Here is a 10,588-nt window from a genome sequence, read left to right on the forward strand (position 1 = left end):
TGACCTGGAACAGGGTGGGCGCGTCGCTCTTGGCCATCTCGCTCATCAGGGTGGTCTCGTACTCGCCGGAAGCGGCGGTCACCACCGTGACGGGTACGCCGGTCTGCTCGGTGTAGACCTTGGCCAGCGCCTGCCACTGCTCGTCCTGCTCGGGCTTGAAGTTCAGGTAATACACTTTACCGGCAGCCGTGTTGGTGGCGGAAGCTTCACTGGTGGCGGTGTCGCCCGAAGCGGCGGTGGACGAGCTGCTGCCCGAAGAGCTGCAGCCGGCCAGCAGCGCAACGGCCATGGTACCGGCGATGCCCAGCGAAAGAAGTTTCTTGGCTTTCATATTCTTCTCCTCCTTGAAAAAAGGTGTTTGGTGCCTGAAGGATTCAGGCGGGATTCTTGTTGTCTTTCGGTTGGTAACGTTTCCAACCTTTCGATGCCTCTATGGTACATGGTTTCCCACAAAAAATCAAGAACTTTTTCCACTTTTTAATTAATTTTGTTTAAAACCACAAGAGCGCGTCGCTCTTTTTGTGCACTTCTTACGGTGGAAATGACAAAATGGTTGAAATCGTTTCCAATTTGTCATTTTTTCGTTGGGGCAAACAAAATTCCCGCTCTGCCGGCAGGCCGTCCCGCCGGTGGGGGCGGTGGCAGTCCGCGATTTTGCGGCCGGTTCCGGCCGTGGGCACATCTCTGCCAAGGGAGCTTGCCAACGCAGCAAAGCGCCGGACTTTGTGGCCATCGCACAAAATTCGGCGCTCTGTGGTATCCGGCGGCAGAAGGGACCCCACCCGTGGGGGCGCGGCCCTTTGCCGGTTGTTATTTGCTCTTTCGCTCCTCGACCATCTGCACAAACCATTCCACCATGGCTGGGTCGCTGTGAGAGAAGAAGGCGCTTTGCCCTTTGTCCAAGGCGGCGATCCGGTCCATATCCGCCGGTTTCAACGCAAAGTCGAAGATGTTCAGGTTTTCCGCCATGCGGTCTTTATGGGTGGATTTGGGAATGACCACCACACCCCGCTGTATATGCCAGCGCAGCATGATCTGCGCCGTGGTTTTGCGGTACTTTTCGGCAAGCTGTACCAGCAGGGGGTTCTCAAACAGGCCGCCCCGCCCCTCCCCAAAGGGGGCCCAGGCTTCCATCTGAACGCCGTACTTCTCCATCCAGCGTTTCGCTTCGCCCTGCTGGTGGAAGGGGTGGCATTCCACTTGGTTGACCATGGGCTTTACCCGGCTGAAGGAGGCTATGTCTACCAGCCGGTCGGGATAAAAGTTGGAAACGCCGATGGCCCGCACTTTCCCTTCCGCATACAGATCTTCCAAGGCACGGTAGGCGCCATAATAACCCGAAAACGGCTGGTGCAGCAAAACCAGATCCAGATACGAGGTTTGCAGTTTCCGCATGGATTCCAGCACGGACTTTTTGGCTTCCTCGTACCCGTAGTGTTCCACCCACACTTTGGTGGTCAGAAAAATCTCTTCCCGGGGCACGCCGGAATTCACAAGGGCATGGCCCACCTGTGCTTCATTAAAATAGCTTTGGGCCGTGTCGATCGCCCGGTACCCCACGGCAAGGGCGTCCCGCACACAGCGCTCGCATTCTTCGGGGGATACTTGGTAGACGCCGTACCCCACCAGCGGCATCTTTACGCCATTGTACAAAGTGACCTGTTCCATCTTGGTTGCCTCGCTTTCAAATGCTGAAAAAAGGGTGGTGATTTTCTGTGTTTTGTGGTACCATACACAGTGTAGCACCCGGTTGTAACTACCGGTCAACCGGTTTTTCAAAAAAATTGCATTTTTGGGGGTGTTTTCTGTGCAGTACAGCATGAAGCAGGTGTGCCAAGAAGTGGGGATGACCTATGAGGGCCTAAAGTTTTATTGCAACCAAGGGCTGGTCCCCCATGTCAAGCGGGACAAAAACAACTACCGGGTCTTTGACGAGCGGGACATCGCATGGATCAAGGGGCTTACCTGTCTAAAACGCTGCGGCATGAGTCTGGAGGACATGAAGCGCTATCTGGACCTGTGTCTGGGGGGAAAGCCCACCATCCCCGAAAGAAAAGAGATCCTGCAAAAGCAGCGGGACCTGCTGGAACAAAAGCGGAAAGCCTTACAGGAGGATATTGCCTACATCGACGGCAAGCAGCGCTACTATGACGACGTTCTGGCGGGAAAGATCCCCTACACCAGCAACCTCATCGACACAGAAGAAGGATAAAACGCAGAAAGAGCGCGCCCTTTGGGGGTGCGCTCTTTCCTATTATTATATGGGAGAAAAAGAAACTGTCAGAGGAATGGATGCTTCACCGGCGAACGGGAGGCCCGCCCTTTTAGGCGGTGGTCCACACCGTAAAATCGCCTTCCAGCGTTTGGTCCAGCCCAAACACAACATGGCTGAGCACATAGCGTCCGTCGTCGAGGAAAATCTCGATCAAGTTTTCCTCCACAAAAAGGTCCACCCGGCAGGTGTCCGCTCCCAGCGGCGGGGTGTGGGCTGTCAGGCGGCAGCCGGGCAGGCCGTCCATAACGGCGGAGCGGTCGGCAAAAAGCTGCCCGTCCGCCATCCGAAGGCGGTACCCGCCCACGTTCCAAAGCTGCCCGTTGTGCAGGGTGCCCCGCAGCCGTACCGGCTTGTGGGCCGCCAGCGGCGACAGGTCGGTTTCCGGCTTGGTAAAGCAGGCGGACACGTTGGGATGGACCGGAAAGCAAACCTGCCCGTCCCGCCATTCCACCAGCCGGGGCAAACTCATCATGCCGCGCCAAGGGGGACGGTCGTCGGGGGTGCCTTCCACCGGGCGGGGCATCCGCATCCAGCCGATCATCACCCGGCGGCCCGCCGCATCCACCGTGGTCTGGGGGGCGTACAGGTCCAGTCCCCAGTCCACCATGGCAGGGGTGCCCTTGGGGGTCAGGCGGCAGGTGGTTTCGTCAAAATCCACCGGCAGGCAGCAGGCTTGGTCGGGGTATTGCAGCCCGTCCGCGGTGATGCCCATGGGGCAGCCCAGCAAAAGCCAGCCGTCGCCCAGGGGGAACAGGTCGGGGCATTCCAGCGTGGTGCCCAGGGCAGGGGCGGTGTACCGGTTGGCGGGGGTCCATGTCAGGCCGTCGGCGCTGCGGTAAAAAAGCAGTTCGCCCACCCCGTTGCGGGTGCTGCCCAACACCATGCGAAAACTGCCGTCCGCCGCCCGCCATACCTTGGGGTCCCGGGTGTTTTGGGGGTCGCCCTCTTCCGGCGCTGCCGCCACGGGCAGGATCTGGCGCTTGGCTTCCAGATTGTCGAAGCAGACCCCGTCCGGCGAGATCAACAGGGCCTGACTGGCCCAAAATCGGTTGTTCACCGCCCGGTGGATGTTGTCGGGGTTTTCCTGTTCATAGCGGATGGCCGTGTAGTAGAGATATAATTTGCCGTCCACTTCCGCCGCACTGCCGGAAAAAACCCCGTTGCGGTCATAGGCCTTGGAAGGGTAGAGGGCGATGCCTCGGTGCTCCCAATGGACCAGATCCTTGCTGACCGCGTGGCCCCAGTGCATGGTGCCCCACCGCGGCAGATAGGGAAAATGCTGGTAAAACAGGTGGTACTGGCCCCGGTAATATATAAAGCCGTTGGGGTCGTTGATCCAGTTTCCCGGTGCTTTCAGATGGATAAAATCGTGCAGCAAAAGGGTTCCTCCCTGTCAGATGCGCCAACGCCCCGGGTCACTGGGGGCTGACTTCCAGTAGCGGCTGCAAGGCTTGGCAACTGCCGGTGTGTACTTTCATGTCGCCGTAGTCGTCGGCATTGGTCAGCAGCACCGCAACCATGTCGGGGTGACCGGCCGCGGCGATCTTTTGGCGGTCAAAGGTCAGCAGCTTGTCGCCGGCATGGACCTTCTGGCCCTGCTGCACAAAGCAGGCAAAGCCGTCGCCGTTCATCTCCACGGTGTCCACGCCCACGTGGATCAGCAGTTCCATCCCGTCGGGGGCGGTAATGCCCACCGCGTGGCGGGTCTCTGCCACCGAGGAGATCTCGCCGTCCAAGGGGGCGACGATGGTTTCGCCTTCCGGGCGGATGCCGGCGCCCCGGCCCAGCACGCCGGTGGCAAAGGTTTCGTCGGGGATCTGGTCGGAGGGCACTGCCTCACCGGCCACCGGGGCATAGACGGTGCCGGGCTGGCAGGTCATGGCCGGTACGGCTTCGGTGGGGGTGGCGGGGGCATCCTGCGCTTCGGGGGTGGGGTCCTTGTAGCCGAACATCCAAGTCAGGGCAAAGGCCACGCCGATGGAGATCGCCGCCATGATGATGTATTCCAAGGGATGTTCCAAGCAGAGCAGCAGGCCGAAGATACCGGTGACACCGGTGCCGCTGGCGCCCAGATGGACCAGCGAAGCGTACATGGCGCCCGCTGCGCCGCCCAGTGCGCCGCAGACGAAGGGCTTGAAGAAACGCAGGTTGACGCCGAAGATGGCGGGTTCGGTGATGCCCATGAAGCAGGAGAAGGCGGAGGGCAGCGCCAGCGATTTGGTCTTGCCGTTTTTGCTCTTGAGGGCGACGGCGAGGGTGGCGGCACCCTGCGCCATGTTGGCGGCGGAGGCCAGCGGCAGCCAGTAGGTCACGCCGTACATCGAGAGCTGGCCCATATCGATGACGGTATACATATGGTGGATACCGGCCACCACGGTGGTGGAGTACAGGCCGCCCATGATCAGGCTGCCGATGCCGAAGGGCAGGGTCAGCAGGGTCTGGATGCCGCCGATGATGCCGTTTTCGATGGTGACAAAGATGGGTCCGATGATGGAGAAGGTCAGGTAGCCGGTGACAAACACGCTGACCAGCGGGGTAACAAAGAGGTTGAACATCGCGGGCACGATTTTGTGGAGCCGCTTTTCCAAGAAGCACATGACCCACACGGCGATGATGACGGGGATGACGTGGCCCTGATAGCCGACCATATCCACCGAGTACAGGCCGAACCAGACGCTTTGGGTCTGCTGGACGCCTTCGGTGGCAACGGTCCAGGCGTTTTGCAGGTTGGGGTGGATCATCATCATGCCGATGACGGCGCCCAGATAGGGGTTGCCGCCAAAGGCGTTGGCCGCGCTGTACGCGATCAGGATGGGCAGGAAGGTGTACGCCGTGTTGGAGAACAGGTTGGCGAACACATAGATGGACCCGGAGGTGTCGATGTTCAGGAAGTTGTTGTTCACCATGAAGTTCAGCGCTTCCATGATGCCCATAAGGAAGCCGCTGGCCACGATGGCGGGGATGATGGGCACAAAGATGTCGCCCAGCGTCTTGATGGCGCGCTTAAAGGGGTTCTGCCGGGCCGCGGCGGCGGCTTTCACCTCGTCCTTGGTGGCGGCGCTCAGGCCGGAAATGGCGATAAACTCGTCATACACCTTGTCCACAACGCCGGTGCCCAGAATGATCTGCAACTGGCCCGAGGCACTGAAAACGCCCTTGACGCCCTCGATGTCCTCCACCGCTTTGGCGTCGCACTTGGCGTTGTCCACCAGCACAAGGCGCAGCCGGGTGGCGCAGTGCGCTGCCGAGACCAGATTCTCTTTTCGCCCGACCTTGTCGTAGATCGCTTGGGCTACTTTCTTGTAATCCATACATTACATCCTTTCTGACAGGTTGTTTATTCGATCCCTTCCGGTAAGAAGGGCAGGAATACAGAAAACGAGGGGGCAAAGGGAGCAAATACGGTTGAGAATACGTATTCACAAAGGGGTAAAAAAACACCCCGTTCTCCCTTTCCGCAAGGCGGGAGTTAGGTGCTTTCCCGAAGGACCAACTCGGTGGAAAAGGCGCGCTGCACAGGCAGGGACGCGTCGGCATGCTCGATGCGGTCCAGCAGCCAGTTGACGGCCTGCCGGGCCATTTGGGCGGTGGGCTGGCGGACGGTGCTCAGCCGGGGGTTCAGGTACTGGCCCATAAAGGTGTCGTCAAACCCTATGACCCCCACCTGCGCCGGAACGCTGATCTGCAATTCCCGCAGGATGTCCAGCACCTGCAAGGCGTAGATGTCGTTGCCGGCAAACACCGCGGCCCGCAGGTCGCTTTCCGCCAGCCATCGTTCCAGCGCCTGCCGGAACTGGTCGTGGTTTTGCAGCACCTGATGGGTGACCACATCGCCCAGCCCGTGTTCGGCCAGCCATTGCCGGAACCCGACGTATTTGCCGTCATATTCTTTGCCGATAAACAAAAACCGGCGATACCCCCGGTCGGCAAGGTAGGCGGCTACCTGCCCACCGGCGGTGGGGTGATCTACATAGAAAGAATCCAGCCCGGTGGCCCGGCGGGTGATGGTGACCACCGGCACGTCCAGCCGTTTTACATAGTCATACCACTGGGGGCTGGTCTCCCGGATGGGGACCGCCAGCACACCGTCCACACGGTAGCGGCGCACCACGTCCAGATATTCCTGCTCGTTGTCGGGGTTGTAGTCGCTGTTGAACAGGATGATGCTGTATCCCCGTTCCCGGGCGCAAATTTCGATCTGCTTGGTCAGGTCGGCAAAAAAGCCGTTGGCAATGTCGGTGACAAGGACCCCCAGCAGATGGGTGGGGCTGCCCTTCAGCCCTTTGGCCAGGGCGTTCAGTTGGTAGTCATGCTCCCGCGCACAGGCAAGCACCCGCTCCCGGATCTCGGGCGAAACTTTGGGGTTGCCGTTGAGCACCCGGGAAACCGTAGGCTGAGAAACATGAGTCAGCCGTGCAATTTCTGCCATGGTGATCATAGGAAATCCCTCCGTGAATACGTATTCTTGTGATTGCACTGTTATTCTACAATAAGTTGACCGGCAATTCTATTCGTGGAACGTACAAATTTTCCGCGAATATTTTGTGCAGTATTTCAGAGGCCGGCGGGGCAAAGGGGCAAAACGCAACAAAACGGCCCGGCCCCGAAAGGGGGACCGGGCTATACAGACAAGGGGAAAAGGGACTGTGCAGGCGGCGCAGCCTGTTTACTGCACCGTAAACGCCATGGGGCGCAGGGGCTGTACCGCAGCGTCGGCCCCCCGCAGCGAAACCGGGATGGAACTGTCCTCGGGGTAGAACCGGGTGGAAAAGACGGTGGCGCCGTCGTTGCAGAATACCTCCAGCGAGGCGCGGTCCACCACCAGATCCAAGGAAAGCGGTCCCGCGCCGCAGACGGCACGGCGGATCGTGCGGCCTCCACCCACTGCCTCGTCGCTGAAGCGCAGCACCAGACGTTGGGCGGCGGTGTCCCGCTCCAGATGCAGCCCACCGGCCAGCGTCAAGGCAAAGTCGCGGTCGGCAGTCATCCGCAGGCGGAAGGGCAGCGGCAGCGTGACGGTGCTGCCATCCTCTACCGATTGGGGGGCGCCGTCGGCCGGTGCGTCCAACTCCCGCAGGGGGCGCTGGCGCAGCCCCTCGGGACCGGATACGATCTCCCGGGGCAGGGTCAGGCAATGCTGCCAGCCCAAGGCGGCGGTGGGGTTGCGGTAGTCGGCGTCGGGCATGCCCATCCAGCCGATCAGCAACAGCCGCCCATCGGGGGCGCGCAGCGTCTGGGGGGCGTAAAAGTCAAAGCCCTTGTCCCACTCGGTAAACCCGGACAGGGTGCCGGTCTCCCAATCGCCGTCCACGGCAAAATAGCCGCTCTGGTAGACGTTCTGGTTTTCCGTTTCGCCGTGGGGCAAGCCTTGGGGGCAGGCGCTCAGCCAACAGCGGCCCTCCACCACAAAGCCGTCGGGGCATTCCCACATATAGCCGAAGGCGGGCGTGGGCTCCCAAACGCGGGCCAACTGCCAGACAAGGCCGTCCTGACTGCGGTAGAGCAGCAGCCGCCCGGCGTCCTGCAGGCTGCGGGCGCCCAGCAGCATATACCAGCGGTCCTCTTCCCGCCACACTTTGGGGTCACGCACATGGAGCGAACAGTCTGCCGGGTAGTCGGCGTTGGTCAGCAAAAGCTGCTTGGCCCCCATCTGGATGCCGTCGGGGGTCTCTACCATTAGGGTGTTGGACTCCCGCCCGGTGCGGATATAGTCGTACGGCCCGGGATGCTTGACGTTGCCGGTATAGTAGAGCCGCAGCAAATCACCGCAGGCTACCGCGCAGCCCGAATACGCCCCGTTTTGGTCCTGGGGCGTATCGGGGAAAAGGGAAGCGCCAGTAAAAGTCCAGTGCAGCAGGTCGGGGCTTTGGCAGTGGCCCCAGCATTTGGGGGCGGTGCCGTCCGGCTGCGTAGGGCAGTATTGGAAAAAGACATGGTACAATCCGTGAAAGAAGCATAACCCGTTGGGGTCGTTGAGCCAGCCCTGGGGCGGCTCGATATGCAGCGCCTGACGCCAGTTTGCCATGAAGTCCTCCTTTGGTATCGCAAACAAAAGGGCTGCGCCGGTGGGCCCGGCGTGCCAAATTTTTCCCCAGTATAGCAAAAGCCGGGCCGAGATGCAAGGCGGGGCAGTGATGCGCCGGGAGATGGCCAGCCTGCGGCAGAACGAGGCGGTGGCCTCTTGACCCAAAAACGCCCTTTCGCAGCGATCTTTCAATCGGCGGAAGGGCGTTTTTGTATGGGAGAAAAGAGCGGCGCTGTCAGGCGAGGGTGTGGTGGACCAAGTCCAGAACCGCGGGTCCTTCGCTGTGCAGCGAGATACCGTCTGCCGCTGCGGGGGTGTCCAGCAGGGCGGAGAGCACCCGCTCGCCGTCGTTGAGGAAGAGTTCCAGACAATCTCCGTCCAGAACCAGCCGCAGGGTCAGCTTGCCATCCCGCGGGGCGGCTTGCAGGCGGCGCAGATGGGGGATGTCCCGGCGGGTGCCGCAGCCGCTGCGGTCAAAGAGCAGTTCGTTGTACAGGGGGCTCCATTCCACCTTGGTGCGGTGGCGGGCATCCTCGGCCAAGCAGAGGGTGAACCGGCGGCAGTCGGGGCTGGCGGCAGCGTCCAGCGTCACGGTCAGGTCCAGCCGCCGCCCGGCCACACCGTCGTAGACGGCGTCGCCGTTCAGCGTATCCCGGTAATGCAGGGTGTTCTGCCACAGGGTTTCCAGTTCCCGCACCGGCCGCTGGCAGAGCCGCCCGTTTTGCACAAACAGCTCCCGGGGCATCGTCATCCGGCCAAACCATTGGTGGCGGCGGGGCGCTTCGTTGACGGTGGCCCAGTTTTCCATCCAAGCCACCATCACCCGGCGGCCGTCCGGGGTCAGCACGGTCTGGGGCGCGTAGAAGTCGGTGCCGTAATCCACCGGCTGTACCGCTTCCCGGGTAAACCGGGCTTCGCCTTTGTCGTACTGTCCCAGCAGAGCCACCGTGCCGAACCCGGGGTGAAATTCCCCGTCGGGGCTGGCCTCCATCTCTTGCGGGCTGACCAGCAATACCTGTTGGCCGTCCAGTGCAAAGAAGTCGGGGCATTCCCACATTTTGCCGTATTCCCCGCGGCAGGCGTCCAGCGTGGTGCGGTAGGTCCAGCGGCGGGCGTCGGGGCTTTCGTACAGCAGGATGCGCCCTTGGTCTTGGGCGTCCCGGGTGGAAACCACACACAGGTACCGGCCATCCTCGTACCAGATCTTTGGGTCGCGGAAATCTACCGCGCTGCCCCCTTCGGGCAGCAGGTCGGCCCCGATCACGGGGTTGGCGGCGTCCTTCTCAAAGTCGGTGCCGTCCCCCACCGCCAGACATTGCAGTTGGTTGACTTGGTCGGGGGCATCCCCCACCTGCTGCACCCCGGTGTAGAGCAGCAGCAGGCGGCCGTCGGGGGTGGGCACCGCCGTACCGGAAAAACACCCCTTGGCGTCGGCGACGGTGTCGGGGGCCAGCGCACAGGGGCGGTAGTCCCAGTGCAGCAGGTCGGTGGTCATGGCGTGGCCCCAGTGCATGGGCCCCCAGACCGTATCGTAGGGGTAGTATTGGTAAAACAGGTGATACGCACCTTGGTAGTAGCAAAAGCCGTTGGGGTCGTTCATCCAGCCCGTCCGGGGCGTCAGGTGAAACAGCGGCCGGTCGTCGGCGGGGATGGCAGCGCCTTCCCGCGCCTCATAGATGCGGGCTTCTTCCAGTTTGGTGGCCATAGGGGAAGAACCTCTCTTTCGGGTAAAGTTTCGGGTCAGGGTCAGGCCGCGCTCTCGGCGGTGGCGGTGGTGGTGCCGGCGGTCTCTACATAGCGGTCATAGGCGGCTTGGTAGGTCTCCAGCAGTTCCTGCATGCCGTAGCTGTTCAGGTTGTCCTTGTAGGCGGCCCAGGTCTCGTCGGTGATGCCGCCGTCCCGCAGCCAAGTGGCTTCCTGTTCGGCCACAAAGTTCTCAAAGTCCACACGCCATTTGTCGATGGTGTCCAGTTCGTCCTCGGTGTAGACGCAGTCGATGGGGTAGCAGGTGGTGTCCTTGACAAAGGGCATCCAGTAGTCGTACAGGTCGGTCAGACGGTCCACGGCACGGGGCTCCATCTCAAAGGTGGTGGCGTAGTAGTCGGACAAAATCAGCTTGGGACCGTAGACTTCGTACTCGCTCTTCAGTTCGCCGGCGCTCTTGCCGAACTTTTCCTGAGCTTCGGCGTCGGTGATGCTCTGCCACAGGCCATTCTCGTCCTGCTGGGTGAAGTAGGTGCCGATGGGGCCGTACTGCAGCTGCATGACGTTTTCGGGGTCATACCACT

General features: G+C 61.3%; 7 protein-coding genes and 2 pseudogenes. 1 reads left to right on the forward strand and 8 read right to left on the reverse strand.

The genetic code is table 11. The features are described 5' to 3' along the window. Both Q0526_RS08475 and Q0526_RS08480 read right to left on the reverse strand, forming a co-directional pair. Positions 1 to 331 (reverse strand): annotated as a pseudogene (locus Q0526_RS08475) (extracellular solute-binding protein); the annotation flags it as partial. 479 nt (positions 332 to 810) lie between these two features. Then, complete coding sequence (locus tag Q0526_RS08480) at positions 811 to 1,668, reverse strand: aldo/keto reductase (RefSeq protein ID WP_298732498.1); 858 nt, start codon at positions 1,666 to 1,668, stop codon at positions 811 to 813. A 139-nt stretch (positions 1,669 to 1,807) separates the two neighbouring features. Here Q0526_RS08480 and Q0526_RS08485 point away from each other — a divergent pair, with 139 nt between their 5' ends. Next, positions 1,808 to 2,212 (forward strand): MerR family transcriptional regulator, encoded by a 405-nt coding sequence (locus Q0526_RS08485; protein WP_298732499.1) that lies wholly within the window; start codon positions 1,808 to 1,810, stop codon positions 2,210 to 2,212. Between the two features lie 112 nt (positions 2,213 to 2,324). On the opposite strand, the gene Q0526_RS08490 is transcribed toward Q0526_RS08485, so the two are convergent. The 6 genes and pseudogenes from Q0526_RS08490 to Q0526_RS08515 all read right to left on the reverse strand — a co-directional run. Beyond that, positions 2,325 to 3,653: a glycoside hydrolase family 32 protein gene (locus Q0526_RS08490; protein ID WP_298732501.1), complete on the reverse strand. Its 1,329-nt coding sequence runs from the start codon at positions 3,651 to 3,653 to the stop codon at positions 2,325 to 2,327. A 37-nt stretch (positions 3,654 to 3,690) separates the two neighbouring features. Then, the gene (locus Q0526_RS08495; RefSeq protein WP_298732503.1) at positions 3,691 to 5,586 is read right to left on the reverse strand and encodes a PTS transporter subunit IIBCA; all 1,896 of its coding nucleotides are present in this window, start codon (positions 5,584 to 5,586) and stop codon (positions 3,691 to 3,693) included. Between the two features lie 158 nt (positions 5,587 to 5,744). Further along, a complete protein-coding gene (locus Q0526_RS08500; RefSeq protein WP_298732506.1) occupies positions 5,745 to 6,713 on the reverse strand; it encodes a LacI family DNA-binding transcriptional regulator in 969 nt (322 codons plus the stop codon). Between the two features lie 228 nt (positions 6,714 to 6,941). Further along, on the reverse strand, positions 6,942 to 8,300 hold the full coding sequence (locus tag Q0526_RS08505; RefSeq protein WP_298732509.1) for a glycoside hydrolase family 32 protein: 1,359 nt from the start codon (positions 8,298 to 8,300) through the stop codon (positions 6,942 to 6,944). Between the two features lie 235 nt (positions 8,301 to 8,535). Further along, the gene (locus Q0526_RS08510; RefSeq protein ID WP_298732511.1) at positions 8,536 to 10,005 is read right to left on the reverse strand and encodes a glycoside hydrolase family 32 protein; all 1,470 of its coding nucleotides are present in this window, start codon (positions 10,003 to 10,005) and stop codon (positions 8,536 to 8,538) included. 41 nt (positions 10,006 to 10,046) lie between these two features. After that, positions 10,047 to 10,588: pseudogene (locus Q0526_RS08515) on the reverse strand (sugar ABC transporter substrate-binding protein); the annotation flags it as partial.

Source organism: uncultured Subdoligranulum sp., assembly GCF_937890665.1.